An 18,410-nucleotide genomic window follows, 5' to 3' on the forward strand; every position below is an offset into this window, starting at 1 on the left:
GTATTGCATAACGCTCGATAACAACAAAAACAAAGTTTCGAGGAGGCGCAATGGCCTTTCACCCAATCGCCGCAGACGATGACGACTGTACCGTCACTGTTGCGCGTAAATACGCCTGGATCGTCTTCGCACTGACGTTCGGCCTGTTGATTTCCGATTACATGTCGCGTCAGGTGCTGAACGCGGTATTTCCAATGCTCAAGGGAGAGTGGTCCCTGACCGACGGCCAGCTCGGCCTGCTCAGTGGTGTCGTGGCCTTGATGGTCGGCCTGCTGACCGTTCCTCTGTCGCTGGTGGCCGATCGGTTCGGCCGGGTCAAAAGCCTGGCGTTGATGGCGCTGCTGTGGAGTCTGGCGACCCTGGGTTGTGCGTTGGCGCAGGACTACCAGCAAATGTTCATCGCACGGTTCATGGTGGGTGTCGGCGAAGCAGCCTATGGCAGCGTCGGCATAGCAGTGGTTATTTCGGTATTTCCCAAACATATGCGGGCAACGCTGGCCAGCGCCTTCATGGCGGGAGGCATGTTCGGCTCGGTACTTGGCATGGCGTTGGGCGGCACAATCGCCGCCAAGCTGGGCTGGCGCTGGTCGTTCGCTGGCATGGCGCTGTTCGGCCTGCTGCTGGCGATGCTGTATCCGCTAATCGTCAAGGAAGCACGTATTGCTCCGCAGCGATCTGAAAACAAGACCTTGGCAAAGGTCGAGCGACCATTACGCACGCTGTTTTCCAGCCGCTCGGTGATCGCTACCTATATTGGCAGCGGTTTGCAGTTATTCGTCGGCGGCACGGTGATTGTGTGGATGCCCAGTTACCTCAATCGCTATTACGACATGGCCACGGACAAAGCGGGTGGCATGGCGGCGATCATCGTGTTGTGCAGCGGGGCGGGGATGATTCTTTGCGGCATGCTCAGCGACCGCCTGTGCCGTAAATCTCCTGAGCGCAAAGTCGCCCTGGCCATCGCTTACTGCCTGGGCAGTTGCATGCTGCTGTCAGTGGCATTCGCCTTGCCGGCCGGGCCTGCCCAACTGGGGATGATCTGCCTGGGCATGCTGATCGCTGCCGGCACCACCGGCCCGGCAGGAGCCATGGTTGCCAACTTGACCCATTACTCGGTCCATGGCACAGCCTTTGCCACCTTGACTCTGGTCAACAACTTGCTGGGCCTGGCCCCGGGGCCGTTCATCACTGGCCGCGTGTCCGACGTGATCGGCCTGCACGCCGCTTTCCAGCTAGTGCCCCTGGTCAGTATCGCGGCGGCGGCTGTGTTCTTTTACGCCATGTGTCATTACCACAAAGATATTGCCCGGCTTAAGGGCCAGAGCGTGCCTGACACCGTCAGCGCAGCAGGGTTAGAGGTGAAGTTGTGAGTGTTCGTTTACGTATTGATGTGTTTTTCGATTTCATCTGTCCCTGGTGTCTGATCGGCAAGCGCCAACTGGAGCGTGCGCAGGAGCTGTTGCGCGCCCGGCAACCGGACATCGAGTTCACCACGGTCTGGCACGGGGTGCAGTTGTTGCCACAACTGCCGGTGCAGGGTGAACCCTTCGTCGAGTTCTATCGCAAACGGCTGGGCAACGCCGATGCGGTACGCATGCGCCAGGCCCAGGTGCAGCTTGCCGCAGGGGCGGTCGGGGAGACCATCGATTTCAGCCGTATTACCACGATGCCCAACACCGCCGATGCCCATCGCTTGCTGGATCGGGTCAGCGTATTGGGCAATACCCGCCAGCGTGACGCTTTGCTGGAATGCCTGTTTGCGGCGTACTTTCACCACGGCGAGGATCTGGGAAGCCGTGAAACGTTGATCGCCATCGCTCAGTCGTGCGGCTTCGAGGCCGGTTTCGTCGCTGACTGCCTGTACGGCAACGGCGAGCCTTTCGTTGGCAGCCCCGGGGCTACCGGCGGCGTGCCCTCTTTTCAATTCGACCGGCGAGTGACGGTGGTGGGCGCGCACCCCGCCGAAAACCTGCTTGGCGTCATGGAAGAGGCCTTGCTCGACCGTGCCGGCGAGCGGCAACCCTTATGAGCCTGCGTGTACTTGTGCCTGCCGCAAAATTACCGCAGGCCGGGGGCCGGTCGCTCTTCGAATTCGATGGCAAAAGCATTGCACTGTTCAACGTCGAAGGTGATCTGTTCGCCATCGACGACAGTTGCCCGCACCAGGGCGCTTCGTTGTGTGGCGGCCGCCTCGACGGTCGGGTGATTCAATGCTGCGCCCATGGGTTGCGCTTCGATCTGGCCAGCGGCTACTTGCTCAACTCCAACACACTCAAGGTCGTCAACTACCCGGTCGAGGTGTTCGACGGCCACGCATTCATTGTCATCGTCCCCGAGGAGTCCGCACCATGAGTGCCATCGCTCTGACACGCATCCACAGCCGTACGCGCGAATTGGCGCCGGGTTTTATCGTCAGTCTGATCGTTGCGGCGGCTGCGTCCTTTCTGTCCGAGCACTACGGTGCGCCGGTCATGCTGTTCGCCCTGTTGCTTGGCATGGCGCTGAACTTCCTCGCCGGTGAAGGCACCTGCAAGGCCGGTATTGAATTCACTGCGCGCAGCATATTGCGCATCGGTGTGGCGCTGCTGGGCATGCGCATCACCCTTGAGCAGATTGCCGCACTGGGCTGGAAACCCTTTGCGCTAGTGGTAATTCTGGTGGTGGTGACTATTAGCGTCTCGGTGGTAGCGGCCAAGGCTCTGGGCTTTCAGCGGTTGTTCGGCATGCTCACCGGTGGCGCAACTGCGATCTGTGGTGCTTCGGCGGCCTTGGCGCTGGCGGCGGCGTTGCCTAACCATCCGCAGAAAGAACGCGCCACATTGTTCACCGTGATCGGCGTGTCGGCGCTGTCGACCCTGGCGATGATCGTGTACCCGATGATTGCCAACTGGCTGTCGTTGTCGCCCCAAGTGGCCGGCGTATTCCTGGGGGCCACCATTCATGATGTCGCCCAGGTCGTCGGCGCCGGTTACAGCATGTCGACCGAGACCGGCGACACGGCCACGGTGGTCAAGTTGATGCGGGTCGCCATGCTGCTGCCAGTGATCATCAGCGCCGCCATGATTACCCGCATGCAGGGCGCCGACCCCACCGGCAAGCGGCCGCCGCTGCTGCCGTGGTTCGCGGTTGGTTTTCTGCTGCTGGCCTGCATCAACAGCACCGGATGGGTAGCACCGGTGGTGCAGGGTTCGGTCAATGAACTGTCACGCTGGTGCCTGGTGGTATCCATCAGTGCCCTGGGCATGAAAACCCAACTCAAGGAGTTGGCGGCGGTGGGTATCAAGCCGATTCTGTTGATGGTGGGGGAGACGGTATTCCTGGTGGTGCTGGTATTGCTGTTGTTGCGTTGGGGGATGTAAGCCCGGCACCACGGTGTACCAGATTAAGAGCGGCGCTGCATTGCGTTCCACTCCGACGCAGTGCGGCACTCGACCGGCGTCAAGAGCACCGGTTTTTTTGCGGCGACTGTACCAGCAGTCGCCGTTTTTTTATTGACCGGGTACATATCCATTCCTGCGGTAACGGCCACTACTTGGAGGAGCCTGTAGGAGCGAAGCTTGCTCGCGATGACGTCCTTCCAGCCGACCATTTTCTTGCTGGTGTACATATCCATCCCTGCGGTAACGGCCACTATTGGTTTCGCTTTTACAGCGAGTCACTTGGAAAAGCCCCAAGTAACCAAGGGCTCTTGCCCCTGTCGTTCGGTGCCTCGCTGTGGCTCGGCATACCCTCGCTCCGGTCCTGCTCCGTGGGCCCGCCGCGATCGGCCATCCTTGGCCGTGCGCGGCTAACCCGGCATCCATGCCGGGTTGCCCACTACGCAGAACCTGCGCTCGGCCTCTCGATGGGGCAAGAAGATCAAGATCAAAAACCAGATCAAAGGCGCTCGAGGCGGCCTGACAGCCGACCTGATTTCGGACGCGTCTGCGATCCCATTGTAGGAGCGAGCCTGCTCGCGAAAAACGTCTGGGCAACGCGATCATTCAGGCAGCGCGCGTTATCGTTGACGCCCATCGCGAGCAAGCATCGCTCCTACAGGGAAACGTGTTCACTTGGAATCAGGTCGGCTGTCAGGCCGCCTCGCTTTGTTTTTGATCCAGGCGCCCCGTTAAACCACGATGGCCGAACGCAGGCATTGCTCCGTGGGTAAACCGGCAGGACGCCGGTTTAGCCGCGCTGGGCCAGGGATGGCCCATCGCGGCGACCCACGGAGCAATGCCGGAGTGAGGGCATGCCGAGCCTAAGCGAGGCACCGAGTGGTGGGGCAAGAGCCCTTGGTTACTTGGGGCTTTTCCAAGTGACCCGCTGTAAAAGCGGAACCCATAGCGGCCGTTGCCGCAGAAATGGATATGTACTCGGTCAACAACATTTAAGGTCGGCTGTCAGGCCGCCTTCGCGGGCAAGCCTTGCTCCTACAGATATTAGGTAGGTCCTGCTCCGTGGGCCCGCCGCGATCGGCCATCCTTGGCCGTGCGCGGCTAACCCGGCATCCATGCCGGGTTGCCCACTACGCAGAACCTGCGCTCGGCCTCTCGAGGGGTCAAGAAGATCAAAAACCAGATCAAAAGCGCGCGAGGCGGCCTGACAGCCGACCTGATTTCGGACGCGTCTGCGATCCTTTTGTAGGAGCGAGCCTGCTCGCGAAAAACGTCCGGGCAACGCGATCATCCAGACAGGGCGCGTTTTCGTTGACGTCCATCGCGAGCAAGCATCGCTCCTACAGGGGATCACGGTATCTGCCAGAGTCAGGTCGGCTGTCAGGCCGCCTCGCTTTGTTTTTGATCCAGGCGCCCCGTTAAACCACGATGGCCGAACGCAGGCATTGCTCCGTGGGTAAACCGGCAGGACGCCGGTTTAGCCGCGCTGGGCCATGGATTGCCCAGCGCGGCGACCCACGGAGCAATGCCGGAGTGCGGGCATGCCGAGCCCTAGCGAGGCACCGAGTGGTGGGGCAGGAGCCCTTGGTTACTTGGGGCTCTTCCAAGTGACCCGCCGTCAGGGCGGAACCAATCGTGGCCGTTATCGCAGGAATGGATATGTACACCATCAAAAAATAAGTCGCCTGACACGCCGCCTTCGCGGGCAAGCCTCGCTCCTACAGTTTCAGGGGTCAGGTTTTTCTCTGATCGAAAAGGGCGGTCGTGTCCGTTGGCGCTTTTAACGTGCCGAGCTTTTGCGCGCTGCGCCATGAAGCAGGCGGCATGCCGAACTGGGTGATGAACCAGCGTGTGAACGAGCTCGCCATCGAGTAACCCAGCATGTCGGCGATGCGTCCCAGCGAGTAATTGGGATTTTCCAGATATCGCACCACCAGGTCGCGACGCACGTCGTTGATCAAGTCGTTAAAGGCGCAACCATCCTCTTTCAAACGACGTTGCAGCGTCCGTACATTCATGCCCTGGGTCTGGGCAATCTGCTCGATGGTAGCGCGCCCCATCGGCAACAGGAGGTAGATGGCCTTGCGAACTTCGAACAGCATCGAAGGCCCTTCCTGGCTCTGTAGCGAGTCCAGGTAGCGCTGGGCGTACCGCGCCATGGCGGGGTCGGCGTGGGGATTGGTGATGTCGAGGCTGGCATCGGGACAGACAATGCCATTGAACTCGCTGCCGAACTCCACTTTGCAGCCGAACAGGCGACGATGCAGTTGCAGATTGTCGGGTGGCTGATGCGTGAAGTTGACACTGTAAGGCTGCCAGTGAGCGCCGAGCAGGGCGGCGCACATACGGAACATCACACCGATGGCCAGTTCGTTGGCTTGCCGGCAGGACATGGGTGAATCAGTGACCACTTCCTCGCGAATGATCACCATCTTGCCGGCTTCTTCGATAAAGATGGCCAGTGAATCGTTCATCAGGTGCCGATAATGCACCATCACTTGCAATGCATCACGCAGCGTTCGTTGATGGGTCAGTAGCAGGCTGACGACGCCGAAATCCGAGAGTTGACGGGATTCTGCCATGCTCAGGCCGAAGTTCTGACAACCGCTGACAGCGGCCGAATCTTCCAGCAGGCGAACAGCGGCATCGATCGGAATTCGATGTTCGGGCGTGAGCAGTCGTGCCTTGCTCAAGCCGACGCTCGCCAGCAAATCGTGCGGATTGAACCCCAGGTAATGAGCTACATCCAGGTAGTTGGTCAAGACGGCAGCGCGAACAAGCTTTGTCATGCACAGGCGTTCCTGCAGTGATCCGATGGAAATGAACGTAGGACAAATATAGTCAGCACGTCATCGATTGAACAATTTTCAAGGTCACGTTAGCAGCTTCCGTCGGACCGCCAATCAGGGGCGATGCTCCTGTCATCAAAAGAAAAGTCACTGTCGTCAAATGAAAAGCGCGGCCAGCCCTGGCTCTTTAATGTCAGTCCTACAAGAAAACTTCTGGCCAATGAGTCAGTCGAGACCCGTGAGGTGTTCAAGTGGAAAAACTGCATACAGCCGCAACCGTTCTGATCGTACCAGGCCTGCGCGAGCATGTTGCCGAGCATTGGCAGACGTTGCTTGAGGCCCGCTTGAGTAAAGTACGCAGCGTTGCGCCGCTTGAAACCGACAAGCTCGACTGCGCCGCCCGCGTCCGGGCGATCCAGCATGAGCTGGAGCAAATCGACGGGCCGGTGATTCTGATTGCCCACAGTGCCGGCGTGCTGATGGTCGCGCACTGGGCCGCCCGGTTCAATCGCCCGATCAAGGGTGCCCTGCTGGCCGCGCCGCCAGATCTCGATGCCAACTGGCCGCAGAACTATCCATCCCCTCAATCCTTGAAAGCCAATGGCTGGGATCCTCTGCCTGTCGGCGCGCTGCCTTTTCGCAGCATCGTCGCGGGTAGCACCAATGACCACTTGGCCAGTCTTGAGGCCGTCACCCGCATGGCCCGCGACTGGGGCAGCGAACTGATCAATTGCGGCCGGGTAGGCCACCTTAATCCTGCTTCGGGTTTTGGCCACTGGCCGCAAGCCGAAGAGTTCGTTCTCGAACTGGATCGCTAAAAGGCGCCGGCCTGGTCATCCGCCAGCCGGTAATTTTCCACACTCCTCAAAAGCACAGGCGCTCTCACCAAGGGCCTGTGTGGGGATCCCTGCGCTTAAAACAAATAAAAAAAGGCGGAGTCAACGCAATGCATAACACCAAGAATCACGGCCACACACTTCCTTCACCTCGCAGTCTGCTGGCTCTGGCGATCCTGGCGGCTTCCATGCCAATCGCTCACGCGATGGAGCTGGACACCGGTAATCCAGACTGGAGTGTGCGCGTAGATAACACCGTGAAGTACAACTATGGCGTACGCACCGAAAACGCCGACAAGCGCATGCTGGCAACGCCGAACAACAACGACGGTGACTACAACTTTCGCAAGGCCGGGACCAACATCACCAACCGCGTCGACCTGTTGACCGAGATGGATGTGGTTTACCAGCAACACATGGGCTTTCGCGTCAGTGCCGCGAGCTGGTACGACAAGGCGTATGAAAACACCGGTTCCAATTCCAATCCGTTCGTCAACGGCAATAAAGGTACCTCGGGCCTGGTCGCCAACGACCCACGCCTTGCAGGTGTCACTAACGACAACGTCGGTTTTGGCAGCCCGCACCTGAGCAACTATGCCCAGCGTTACTACACCGGTCCGTCCGGCGAGATTCTCGATGCCTTCGTGTTCTACAGCACCGAAGTGGGCGAGGAGTCGATGTTCAGCATCAAGGCCGGGCAGCACAACGTGTTCTGGGGTGAAACCATCCTCAACCCCGTGCATTCGATCAGCTACGGCCAGTCCGGCCTCGATCTGGCCAAGTTGGCGGCATCGCCGGGTACCGAGGCCAAGGAACTGTTCGTTCCACGCAACCAGGTATCTATGACGTTCACCGTCAACCCCGAGTTGACCGTGGGCGCCCAGTATTTCCTCGATTGGGATGCGGCTCGCTTGCCGGAAGCCGGTACCTACTATGGCGGCTCTGATCTGGTCGGCTTCGGTGCGCAGTCGTTCCTGCTGGGTAACACCAACTCCATCACACCCGGCAGCCCGCTCGGTTGTGGCCTGGCGCCCTGCAACGCACTGACCAACGTGCGTCGCGGCGATGATCTGACACCGCGCAATTCAGGCGATTGGGGCGTCATGGCCAAGTGGTCGCCAGCCTGGCTGGACGGCACCCTCGGTGTCTACTATCGCCAGACTTCAGACATCCTGCCTCAGGCCTGGCTCGACGCTCGGGGGCTGAGTTCGGCCAATCCTAACGGCACGCGACCAGCGGGTCAGGTGCCGGCGGTCGTCAACACGCTGAACTCGTTAAGCACTGCGACCTATCAATTGGCCTATTCCGACAAGATCGACATCTTCGGCCTGAGCCTGTCCAAGGATGTCGGTGGCATCAGCGTCGGCAGCGACCTGAACATCCGCCACAACATGCCGTTGGCCAGCATCCCGGCAATCGTCAGTACCAACAGCCCCCTCGGACTCGGTCAAGGTCTTGGCCTGTTGCCGCCACGCACGGCAGCCACCGGCGTGATCTACGACACCCCGCATGATGGCGACAGCATGAGCGCCACGGGTGACACCTTGCACTGGACACTCAACGGCCTGATGACTTTGCCCAAGACCCCGGTGTTCGATTCGGCGACCCTGCTCGCCGAGCTGTACTACAGCAACTTGCTCAAACTCGATAGCAAGAACGAGGCGCTCTACAAGGGCAAGAGTACTTACCGCGGTATCGATGCGCCGACCCGTGACAACTGGGGCATCGCGGTCAACTTCACCCCGACTTGGTACCAGGTTTTCCCAGGCATCGACATGACTCTGCCGATGTCCGTCAACATGGGCCTGGCTGGCGTTTCCCCGGTCTCGGGCGGCGGTGCGAAAGACACCGGCAACTACGCGTTTGGCGTCGGTGCCGCGGTTTACAACAAGTACTTCGTGGATCTGAAGTACGTGGACTCCTTTGGCAAGGCTGACAAGTGCAACGTCAGCGGTAACAGCACCGGCGCGGCGAACGCCGGAAGCGGCGACGGCTCCACGCCGAACGCCTTCAGCGGTAATGAAAACTATGCGTGCTTCGCCGGTGGCTATTCAGCCTTCTCGGGTGGCGGTGCGACCACAGAAGACCGTGGCGCTGTCTACCTGACGATGAAAACCACCTTCTGATTCATCCAATGCCCGACTCTAAATGCAGAGTCACTAAGCAGGAGAATGACCCCATGAAATTCGTGCAAACTCTGCTGGCCGCGTCCCTGGCCATGGCCATCGGCGCCCAGGCGCAGGCCGCCGTTTCGACGCAAGAGGCCGCCAAACTTGGCAGCAACCTGACGCTGATCGGCGCCGAAAAGGCCGCCAGTGCCGACGGTTCAATTCCAGCCTATGCCGGTGGCCTGACCACCGCTCCGGCCGGCTACAAGTCGGGCGACAGCATGCGTCCTGACCCTTTTGCCAACGAAAAACCGGTGCTGGTGATCGATGGTAAAAACGTTGATAAGTACAAGGGCATGCTCACTGCCACCACAGCAGAACTGGCCAAGCGCTTCCCGACGTTCCGTGTTGATGTCTACCCGACGCACCGTACCGTGGCGCTGCCGCAGGCCGTGCTGGACAACAGCGTGAAAAACGCCACCGGCGCCAAATCCCTTGAAGGCGGCCTGGCCATCGACAACGTATTGCCCGGCGTGCCGTTCCCGATTCCGCAATCGGGCAGCGAGGCGATGTGGAACTTCCTGCTGCGTTATCAGGGCGTCAACATCAACTCCAAGTACGACTCCTGGAACGTCGACTCGGCCGGTGTGCCAAGTCTGGCGATTACCGGGCAGGCATTCATTACTTACCCGATCTACGAAAACATGTCGCAGCCGATCACCAGCTCGGACGTGTACTACCAGATGAAGCTGTATTACACCGGTCCCGCACGCCGGGCCGGCGAGTCCGTCATGCTCAAGGACGCCGCCAATCCGCTGCAGCAGCCGCGTCGCGCATGGCAATACCTGCCGGGCCAGCGTCGCGTCAAACTGGCACCGAACCTGGCTTATGACACGCCAAACCCGGGTACTGCCGGCGCAGGCACCTATGACGACGTGTTCGTGTTCAACGGTGCGCTGGATCGCTACGACTGGAAACTGGTCGGCAAGCAAGAAATGATCGTGCCGTACAACACCTACAAGCTGACCTACGCCCAGGATCCGAAAAGCCTGACCACCGCCAATCACCTGGCACCGGACTTCGTGCGCTGGGAGAAACACCGCGTTTGGGTGGTGGAGGGCAACCTCAAGGCCGGCGCGCGTCACGTCTACCAGAAGCGCCGCTTCTATCTCGATGAAGACAGCTGGGCCGCTCTGGCTTCCGACCAGTACGACGCACGTGGTCAGCTCTATCGTGGCTCCTTTGCCTTCCTCAGCCAGAGCTACGACAAGCAGGTACCGGACTCCACGCCGTTCATGATCTACGACCTGGTCGGCGGTTCCTACAACATCAACGGTGTGGTAGGCCCTTACGGTGGCATCCGCTACATCGACTCGCTGTCCAAGGCGCAGTGGTCGCCGGAGTCCCTGGCGGGCGCTGGCATTCGCTAAGCATGGGGTTTCAACGCCGGGTTGCACATGACGTGCGCCCGGCGCGGGTTTTCCAAGAGGACGCCGTATGTGTTCGTACAAGAAGTGCTTGCAGTTGGCGTTGGGCACGATGCTTGCCCTGCTGCAGGGCCTGACCCAGGCAGCCAGCTACGTCGACGTGCTGGACATGCCCGCCAGGATCAGCCCCCTGGCTGTGCGCAGCCCTTTGCTGGGCGCGACTCGTGCAGGGGAGCGGCTGGTAGCTGTCGGACAGCGTGGCCACATTGTTTACTCCGATGATAGCGGGCAAAACTGGAAGCAGGCCGTAGTGCCGGTCAGTGCCGACCTCAACGCGGTGAACTTTCCTTCAGCAACCCAGGGCTGGGCGGTGGGCAACGACGGTGTGGTGCTGCATAGCAGCGATGCCGGCGTGACCTGGAACAAACAACTGGACGGCCGCCAGATCGGTGCCTTGCTGGTCCAGCATTACGGTGCATTGGCCAGTGCCGAACCTGCCAACGAACAATGGGCGACACTCGCTGCTGATGGCCAGCGGATGATCGAGGAGGGTGCCGACAAGCCGCTGCTCGACGTTTGGTTCGCCAATGAAAAAACCGGTTACGTGGTCGGTGTCTTCAACCTGATTCTGCGTACCGAAGATGGCGGTCTGCACTGGACACCCTTCCAGGACCGCACCGATAACCCGCAAAGTTTGCACCTCAATGCCATCGCCTCCACGGGGGATGCGCTCTACATCGTTGGCGAACAGGGGATGCTGCTTAAGTGGGACGAGCCACGGCAACGTTTCGTGGCGCTCGACACGCCTTATCAAGGCAGTTTTTTCGGCGTGATTGGCAAGCCTGGCGAAGTGCTGGTCTACGGCCTGCGCGGGCACGTGTTTCGCAGTATCGACGGCGGCGCCAGCTGGACTGCGCTCAGTACGGGTGTGCAGGGCAGCATCACGGCTGCCACGGTGGACGACAAGGGTCGTTTCCTGCTGTTTAGCCTGGCAGGACAAATGCTGGTCCAGGCAGACAACAGCACGCAACTGATGCTGGTGCCTCAGCAAAATCTGGCCCCGTCAGCCGGCGCCATCAAGGCACCCGACGGCAACCTGGTATTGGTCGGCAGTCGTGGCGCACGCGCGCTTCACATCAAATAAGAACCGCATCCATTAGAGCGAGTACCCTGACATGGGCCACTTCAAGCAAGACACCATGCCGTGATCCGCCACTTGCGTGACTTCGATCGGCAGTCCGGCAACCGCCTGGAACGCTGGGTGTTCAACCAGCGCCCGCTGTTCATGCTGGTCATGGCGTTGATCACGCTGGTGCTGGGCTTCATGGCAGTTACCCGCCTGGAGCTGCGCCCAAGCTTCGAAAAAATGATTCCGCAGAGCCAGCCCTACATCCAGAACTTCCTGGAGAACCGCAAATCGTTGCGCGGCCTGGGCAGTTCGGTGCGGGTGGTAGTGGAAAACACCCAGGGCGATATCTTCGACCCCGAGTACCTGGCCGTGCTCAAACAGGTCAACGACGACTTGTTCCTCACCGAGGGCGTTGATCGCGCCTGGATGAAGTCATTGTGGAGCCCGGCGGTGCGCTGGAATGAAGTCACCGAGGAGGGTTTCCAGGGTGGCCCGGTGATGCCCGATGCGTACGCAGGTTCGCCCGAAGACATCGAACAGTTGCGTCAGAACATCAACCGCGCCGGCATTGTCGGCAGCCTGGTGGCCAGCGACTTCAAATCGAGCATGTTGATCGTACCGCTGCTGGACAAGACCACTGCGACGGGGCACAGCATCGATTACTACCAGTTCGCGCAGGTTCTTGAACAACAGTTGCGAGATAAAATCGAGTTTGCTGGCGACAGCAAGGCGCGCAAGGCCGGGAAGGAAGGTGAGGGAAAATACAAGGTCCGTGTGATCGGTTTTGCCAAGTTGATCGGCGATCTGATCGACGGCCTGATTCAGGTGATGATGTTTTTCGGCCTGGCCGTGGTCACCTCGTTCGTCATCATTTACCTCTACACCCGATGCGTGCGCAGCACATTGCTGGTGATCTTCTGTTCGCTGACAGCGGTGGTCTGGCAGCTGGGGATTGTGGCTTGGCTGGGTTATGCCATCGACCCTTATTCGGTGCTGGTGCCGTTCCTGATTTTCGCCATTGGCGTGTCCCATGCGGCGCAGAAGATGAACGGCATCATGCAAGACATTGCCCGCGGCACCCATAAACTGGTGGCGGCGCGGTATACCTTTCGGCGCCTGTTCATCGCCGGTGTCACCGCGTTGCTGGCCGACGCGGTGGGCTTCGCGGTGTTGATGCTGATCGATATTCCGGTGATCCAGGATCTGGCGATTACCGCCAGCATCGGCGTCGCCGTGCTGATCTTCACTTCACTGTTGTTGATGCCAGTGTCGCTGTCTTACATCGGTGTTGGCGCCAAGGCTGCCGAGCGCGCACTGAAAATCGACACCCGCGCCGCCCAGAGTCGCGGGTTCGGAAAACTGTGGGATTTTCTTGACCGTTTCACCACGCGCTCGTGGGCCACGGGCATCGTGCTCGGCGCCGTGGCGTTGGGTATCGCAGGCTTCGCGGTCAGCCAGCACCTGCAGATCGGCGACCTGGACAGTGGCGCTCCGGAGCTGCGTGCGGATTCGCGTTACAACCGTGATAACGCTTACATCACCAGTCACTATGCGCTGTCCAGCGACCTGTTCGCGGTAATGATCAAGACCCCGCCCGAAGGCTGCCTGAATTACAAGACGCTGATCCTGGCCGACCGTTTGGCATGGGAACTTCAGCAATACCCAGGCGTGCAGGCGACTTCATCGCTGGTCAACGCGGTGCGCCAGATCACGGCCGGCTCGTTCGAGGGCAACCCAAAGCTCAACAGCATCCAGCGCAACCAGAACGTACTGAACTACGCCGCGCAACAGGCCTCGGTCAACGCTCCGGAACTGTTCAATACCGACTGTTCGGTGATGCCGGTGATCGCCTTCCTCAAGGACCACAAGGCTGAAACGCTGGACGCCGTGGTCGCCATCGCCGACAAGTTCGCCAAGGAAAACAGCACCGAGGATCGTCAGTTCCTGCTGGCCGCCGGCACCGCTGGCATTGAGGCGGCGACCAATATCGTGGTGCGCGAAGCCAACCACACCATGCTGCTTTACGTTTACGCGGCGGTGACGCTGTTCTGTCTGATTACCTTCCGCAGCTGGCGCGCCACGCTGGTGGCATTGCTGCCGCTGGTACTGACGTCGATCCTCTGCGAGGCGTTGATGGTGGTCATGGGTATTGGCGTGAAAGTGGCGACGCTGCCGGTGATTGCGCTGGGGGTCGGGATCGGTGTGGATTACGCACTGTATTTGCTCAGCGTGCAGTTGCAATACCAGCGCCAAGGCATGCCATTGGCACAGGCCTACCGCAACGCGGTGTCGTTCACCGGTCGGGTGGTGGGGTTGGTTGGCATCACCCTGGCGGCCGGCGTGGTGTGCTGGGCCTGGTCGCCGATCAAGTTCCAGGCAGACATGGGCATCCTGCTGACCTTCATGTTCCTCTGGAACATGCTCGGTGCATTGATCCTGATCCCGGCGCTGTCGTTTTTTCTGCTGCGAAACATCACACCCATTCCATCTAAGTCCACCGAACGTGCGACGGAGCTTGTTGGCGCCCACTCATAAGCGTCCTCTCATAAGCGTCTTCTCAAAAGCGTCTTTTCAAAAGCGTCTTCTCAAAAGAGAGCCACTTCCATTGACCAGGGCATGTTTCATGCCCTGACATTGCCTGAGTATTTCAAACATGTCTGATTACAAAGCGCCCTTGCGCGACATTCGGTTCGTACTCAACGAAGTTTTCAACGTTTCCACGCTGTGGGCCGCCATGCCGCCACTGGCCGAGGTGGTGGATCAAGACACTGCCCATGCGGTACTCGAAGAAGCCGGCAAGATCACCGCGCAGCTGATTGCACCGCTCAATCGCAGTGGCGACGAGCAGGGGTGTTCCTGGAGCAACGGAGAAGTCACCACACCACGTGGTTTTGCGGACGCCTATCGCGCCTTTGCCGAGGGTGGCTGGGCTGGCGTGGGCGGTGATCCGGTGTACGGCGGCATGGGCATGCCCAAGGTCATCGGCGCCCAGGTCGAGGAAATGGTCAATGGGGCCAATCTGTCGTTCGGTCTGTACCCGATGCTGACCGCCGGCGCCTGCCTTGCGCTCAACGCCCACGCCAGTGAAGCGTTGAAAGCGGCGTACCTGCCAAACATGTACGCCGGGATCTGGACCGGTTCCATGTGCCTGACCGAGCCGCACGCCGGCACCGACCTGGGGATCATCCGCACCAAGGCCGAGCCTCAGGCCGACGGTTCTTACAAGGTCAGCGGCACCAAGATCTTCATCACCGGCGGCGAACACGACCTGACCGAAAACATCATTCACCTGGTACTGGCCAAGCTGCCAGACGCACCGGCGGGGCCCAAAGGCATTCGCTGTTCCTGGTGCCCAAGTTCATGGTCAATGCCGATGGCAGCCTGGGCGAGCGCAACCCTTTGAGCTGCGGTTCGATCGAACACAAGATGGGCATTCAGGCCTCCGCGACCTGTGTGATGAACTTCGACGAAGCCGTGGGTTATCTGGTCGGCGAGCCAAACAAAGGTTTGGCAGCGATGTTCACCATGATGAACTACGAGCGTCTGGGCGTTGGCATCCAGGGTCTGGCCACCGGCGAACGCTCCTATCAGAACGCCGTCGAATACGCCCGTGACCGTCTGCAAAGCCGTTCGCCGACCGGCGCCCAGAATAAGGACAAGGTGGCCGACCCGATCATCGTCCACCCGGACGTGCGTCGCATGTTGCTGACCATGAAAGCCTCGAACGAAGGTGGCCGTGCCTTTTCCACTTACGTGGCCATGCAATTGGACACCGCCAAGTTCAGCGAAGACGCCACGACGCGTAAACGTGCGGAAGATTTGGTGGCGCTGCTGACACCCGTCGCCAAGGCGTTTCTGACCGACCTCGGCCTGGAAACCACGATCCACGGCCAGCAGGTTTTTGGCGGCCATGGCTACATTCGTGAGTGGGGCCAGGAGCAACTGGTGCGCGATGTGCGCATCACGCAGATCTACGAAGGCACCAATGGTATTCAGGCGCTCGACCTGGTCGGGCGCAAGATAGTCGGCAGCGGCGGGGCGTTCTATAACCTGTTCGCCGACGAGATTCGTCACTTTACCTCGACTGCCAGCGCTGACCTGGCGGAGTTCACCAAACCGCTGAACGATGCCGTGACAACCCTCGATGAACTGACCGCCTGGGTATTGGATCGCTGCAAATCCAATCCAAACGAGATCGGCGCGGCATCGGTCGAGTATCTGCACGCCTTCGGGTACACCGCTTACGCCTACATGTGGGCGCTAATGGCCCAGGCTGCCATGGGCAAGGAAGCGCAGGACGATTTCTACGCGAGCAAACTGGGCACGGCGCGGTTCTATTTCGCCCGCCTGTTGCCGCGGATTCACTCGTTGAGCGCGTCAGTTAAAGCGGGTAGCGAGTCGCTTTTTCTGCTGGACGCTGAGCAGTTCTAAACCCGTGCACCGGAGATGATCTCCAACCAACCGAATCAGGAAGACTCAACGTGGTGACCACAAAAATAATCGAGCCTGCGCAGGGCGCCTACACCTATCCCTTGTTGATCAAGAGCCTTTTGCTCTCGGGCAAGCGCTACGCCCCCGATCAGGAAATCGTCTACGCGGACAAGCTGCGCTACAGCTATCAAACACTGAATGCTCGCATCAAACGATTGGCCAACACGCTGACGAATGCTGGCGTCAAGCCAGGGGATACCGTGGCGTTGCTGGATTGGGACAGTCATCGTTATCTGGAGTGTTTTTTTGCCGTGCCGATGATTGGCGCCGTATTGCACACGGTGAACATTCGTCTGTCTGCGGATCAGGTGCTCTACACCATGAACCATGCCGAGGATGATCTGGTGTTGGTTCACGACGATTTCCTGCCTTTGATCGAGCAGATTCAGGACCAGCTCACGACCGTCAAAGGCTATATCCAGCTCAGTGACGACGACGCGCCAACGTCCAGGCTACCGGTGTTGGGTGAATACGAATGTCTGCTGGCAGACGCTGAACCTGACTTCGACTTCCCGGACTTCGATGAGAACTCGGTCGCCACCTTGTTCTATACCACTGGCACTACCGGCGACCCCAAGGGCGTTTACTTCACCCATCGCCAATTGGTGCTGCATACGCTCAATGCGGTCGGCACTCTGGGTGTGTATCAGGGCGCGCCGTTGTTGCGTTCCGATGACGTATATATGCCCATCACGCCGATGTTTCACGTACATGCCTGGGGCGTGCCATATGTCGCGACCTTGATGGGCATCAAGCAGGTTTATCCGGGTCGTTATGAGCCCAATAGCCTGGTCAGGCTGTACCGTGAAGAGAAGGTCAGCTTTTCCCACTGCGTACCGACGATCCTGCAAATGCTCCTGGGTTGCGACGAAGCAACCCGAACTGATTTCAGCGGCTGGAAAATGCTCCTGGGCGGCAGCGCGTTAACCCATGGGCTTGCGTCTCAGGCGACAGAGCGAGGGATGTCTATCCACGCCGGCTACGGAATGTCCGAGACCTGCCCGTTGCTCTGTGTGACTCACCTGAGTGACGTCGAGCTTGAACAACCGGCGCAAGCGCAGGTCGCGGCCCGCATCAAGACCGGGGTCACGATACCGATGGTGGATTTGCGTATCGTCGACGCCAATGGCAATGAAGCCCCGCAGGACGGTGAGGCGCTGGGCGAGATCGTAGTGCGCGCACCCTGGCTGACTCAGGGTTACTTGAAACAGCCTGAACAAGGCGCGCAACTGTGGGAAAACGGCTGGATGCATACCGGCGACATTGCTTCAATCGATGCGATGGGTGTCGTGGAGATCAAGGACCGGATCAAGGACGTGATCAAGACGGGAGGGGAGTGGATCAGTTCGCTGGAGCTGGAGAGTCTGATCAGTGAGCATCCAGCGGTCGTGGCTGTAGCGGTCGTCGGCATTCCTGATGCGCAGTGGGGCGAGCGGCCAGTGGCCCTTGTCGTTTGCCCTTCAGGAGGCGTCACTTCTGAAATGCTGGTGACCCATTTGCACCAATATGTAGAGAGTGGCCGCATCAACAAGTGGGCGATCCCGAGGGAAATCAGATTCGTTGCTGACATCCCGAAAACCAGTGTCGGGAAAATCAACAAAAAGCTGATTCGTGAGCAGGAACTAAGCCAATAGGCAACGATGACCCCCTGTAGGAGCGAGCCTGCTCGCGATGTTCGTGAACGATAACGCGTAAAACCAGATGCCCGGTGGCGCATTCGGTTTTTTCGCGAGCGAGCTCGCTCCTACAGGTTAATGCGTGTCAGGCGCCGTCGCAGGTTCGGGCCGTATTCGGACGTGCTTTGGCTTTTCTACTCTGGAGGATCAATCCGATCCAGCGCCCGGTTCACCGCCAGCTCCCCCAGCATGATGACCTGCGCGATACCCAGCAGGGTATTGCGACTCGTCCCCTCCGTACGATCCGCCAGATCCATGGTCATGACATTCGCCGAAGCCAGAGACTCGCAGGCGTGAGCCAGCAGGGTTTCGGTATCGAGTTCGGGGTTGACGATGAACGTTGTGCAGAGTTTGCGTGGGGTGGCTTGGATGTCGGCGGAGGAGGGGATGCGTTCGAATGGCTCGTGGGGATTACTTGAATCGATGGATTCGGAGGGGGTAGCCGGATCGGTGTCTGGCGGATTTGGTGTTTGTTTGAACATGAGGACTTTCTCCAGTAGGGCCACTACCACCTCGCGACTAAACGAAAGGGTGGCGGCTGTGCGCAAGTTAGTCGACCGGTAAAGCCATCCCAAAA

12 protein-coding genes and 2 pseudogenes are annotated in these 18,410 nt (G+C 59.6%); 11 read left to right on the top strand and 3 right to left on the bottom strand.

Features of this window, described 5'->3' with window-relative positions; genetic code table 11:
- Nucleotides 1-50 precede the first annotated feature (50 nt).
- Genes CES87_RS05130 through CES87_RS05145 form a run of 4 tightly spaced genes read left to right on the top strand, consistent with a single transcriptional unit; the run spans nucleotide 51 to nucleotide 3,359 of the window.
- Entirely contained in the window at nucleotides 51-1,370 is a 1,320-nt protein-coding gene (locus CES87_RS05130; RefSeq protein WP_128605231.1) for an MFS transporter, read from the top strand.
- Entirely contained in the window at nucleotides 1,367-2,029 is a 663-nt protein-coding gene (locus CES87_RS05135; RefSeq protein WP_128605232.1) for a DsbA family oxidoreductase, read from the top strand. Before CES87_RS05130 ends, CES87_RS05135 begins: the two co-directional genes overlap by 4 nt.
- Complete coding sequence (locus CES87_RS05140; protein WP_128605233.1) at nucleotides 2,026-2,352, top strand: Rieske 2Fe-2S domain-containing protein; 327 nt, start codon at nucleotides 2,026-2,028, stop codon at nucleotides 2,350-2,352. Before CES87_RS05135 ends, CES87_RS05140 begins: the two co-directional genes overlap by 4 nt.
- Nucleotides 2,349-3,359, top strand: a complete 1,011-nt coding sequence (locus CES87_RS05145; RefSeq protein WP_128605234.1) for a YeiH family protein — start codon at nucleotides 2,349-2,351, stop codon at nucleotides 3,357-3,359. Before CES87_RS05140 ends, CES87_RS05145 begins: the two co-directional genes overlap by 4 nt.
- Before the next feature lie 23 nt (nucleotides 3,360-3,382).
- Here the strand turns inward: CES87_RS05145 and CES87_RS05150 are convergent, their stop codons facing one another.
- Nucleotides 3,383-3,607 (bottom strand): hypothetical protein, encoded by a 225-nt coding sequence (locus CES87_RS05150; protein WP_128605235.1) that lies wholly within the window; start codon nucleotides 3,605-3,607, stop codon nucleotides 3,383-3,385.
- Nucleotides 3,608-5,110: 1,503 nt separating this feature from the next.
- Nucleotides 5,111-6,166: an AraC family transcriptional regulator gene (locus CES87_RS05170; RefSeq protein WP_128605237.1), complete on the bottom strand. Its 1,056-nt coding sequence runs from the start codon at nucleotides 6,164-6,166 to the stop codon at nucleotides 5,111-5,113.
- A gap of 251 nt (nucleotides 6,167-6,417) precedes the next feature.
- On the opposite strand from CES87_RS05170, the gene CES87_RS05175 reads away from it, so the two are divergent.
- The 7 genes and pseudogenes from CES87_RS05175 (at nucleotide 6,418) to CES87_RS05205 (ending at nucleotide 17,791) form a co-directional block, all read left to right on the top strand.
- A complete protein-coding gene (locus CES87_RS05175) occupies nucleotides 6,418-6,984 on the top strand; it encodes an alpha/beta hydrolase (protein WP_128605238.1) in 567 nt (188 codons plus the stop codon).
- Between the two features lie 128 nt (nucleotides 6,985-7,112).
- Nucleotides 7,113-9,128 carry a DUF1302 domain-containing protein gene (locus tag CES87_RS05180; RefSeq protein WP_128605239.1) on the top strand — a complete coding sequence of 672 codons (2,016 nt, stop codon included), beginning with the start codon at nucleotides 7,113-7,115 and terminating at the stop codon, nucleotides 9,126-9,128.
- A 53-nt stretch (nucleotides 9,129-9,181) separates the two neighbouring features.
- Nucleotides 9,182-10,540, top strand: a complete 1,359-nt coding sequence (locus CES87_RS05185) for a DUF1329 domain-containing protein (protein WP_128605240.1) — start codon at nucleotides 9,182-9,184, stop codon at nucleotides 10,538-10,540.
- A 67-nt stretch (nucleotides 10,541-10,607) separates the two neighbouring features.
- Nucleotides 10,608-11,681: a YCF48-related protein gene (locus CES87_RS05190; protein WP_128605241.1), complete on the top strand. Its 1,074-nt coding sequence runs from the start codon at nucleotides 10,608-10,610 to the stop codon at nucleotides 11,679-11,681.
- A gap of 31 nt (nucleotides 11,682-11,712) precedes the next feature.
- Nucleotides 11,713-14,201, top strand: a pseudogene (locus CES87_RS05195) (RND family transporter).
- A gap of 118 nt (nucleotides 14,202-14,319) precedes the next feature.
- Nucleotides 14,320-16,097, top strand: a pseudogene (locus CES87_RS05200) (acyl-CoA dehydrogenase C-terminal domain-containing protein).
- 50 nt (nucleotides 16,098-16,147) lie between these two features.
- A complete protein-coding gene (locus CES87_RS05205; RefSeq protein WP_128605243.1) occupies nucleotides 16,148-17,791 on the top strand; it encodes a fatty acid--CoA ligase in 1,644 nt (547 codons plus the stop codon).
- A 176-nt stretch (nucleotides 17,792-17,967) separates the two neighbouring features.
- On the opposite strand, the gene CES87_RS05210 is transcribed toward CES87_RS05205, so the two are convergent.
- On the bottom strand, nucleotides 17,968-18,315 hold the full coding sequence (locus CES87_RS05210) for a DUF6124 family protein (RefSeq protein ID WP_128605244.1): 348 nt from the start codon (nucleotides 18,313-18,315) through the stop codon (nucleotides 17,968-17,970).
- Nucleotides 18,316-18,410 lie beyond the last annotated feature (95 nt).

The sequence above is a fragment of the Pseudomonas sp. ERMR1:02 genome (genome assembly GCF_002277815.1).
In the GTDB taxonomy this organism is placed as follows: Bacteria; Pseudomonadota; Gammaproteobacteria; order Pseudomonadales; family Pseudomonadaceae; genus Aquipseudomonas.

Coding starts and splice junctions, on each gene's coding strand:
- CES87_RS05130 (WP_128605231.1), top strand. CDS start 51: ATGGCCTTTCACCCAATCGCCGCAGACGATGACGACTGTACCGTCACT.
- CES87_RS05140 (WP_128605233.1), top strand. CDS start 2,026: ATGAGCCTGCGTGTACTTGTGCCTGCCGCAAAATTACCGCAGGCCGGG.
- CES87_RS05145 (WP_128605234.1), top strand. CDS start 2,349: ATGAGTGCCATCGCTCTGACACGCATCCACAGCCGTACGCGCGAATTG.
- CES87_RS05150 (WP_128605235.1), bottom strand. CDS start 3,607: ATGTACACCAGCAAGAAAATGGTCGGCTGGAAGGACGTCATCGCGAGC.
- CES87_RS05170 (WP_128605237.1), bottom strand. CDS start 6,166: ATGACAAAGCTTGTTCGCGCTGCCGTCTTGACCAACTACCTGGATGTA.
- CES87_RS05180 (WP_128605239.1), top strand. CDS start 7,113: ATGCATAACACCAAGAATCACGGCCACACACTTCCTTCACCTCGCAGT.
- CES87_RS05185 (WP_128605240.1), top strand. CDS start 9,182: ATGAAATTCGTGCAAACTCTGCTGGCCGCGTCCCTGGCCATGGCCATC.
- CES87_RS05190 (WP_128605241.1), top strand. CDS start 10,608: ATGTGTTCGTACAAGAAGTGCTTGCAGTTGGCGTTGGGCACGATGCTT.
- CES87_RS05210 (WP_128605244.1), bottom strand. CDS start 18,315: ATGTTCAAACAAACACCAAATCCGCCAGACACCGATCCGGCTACCCCC.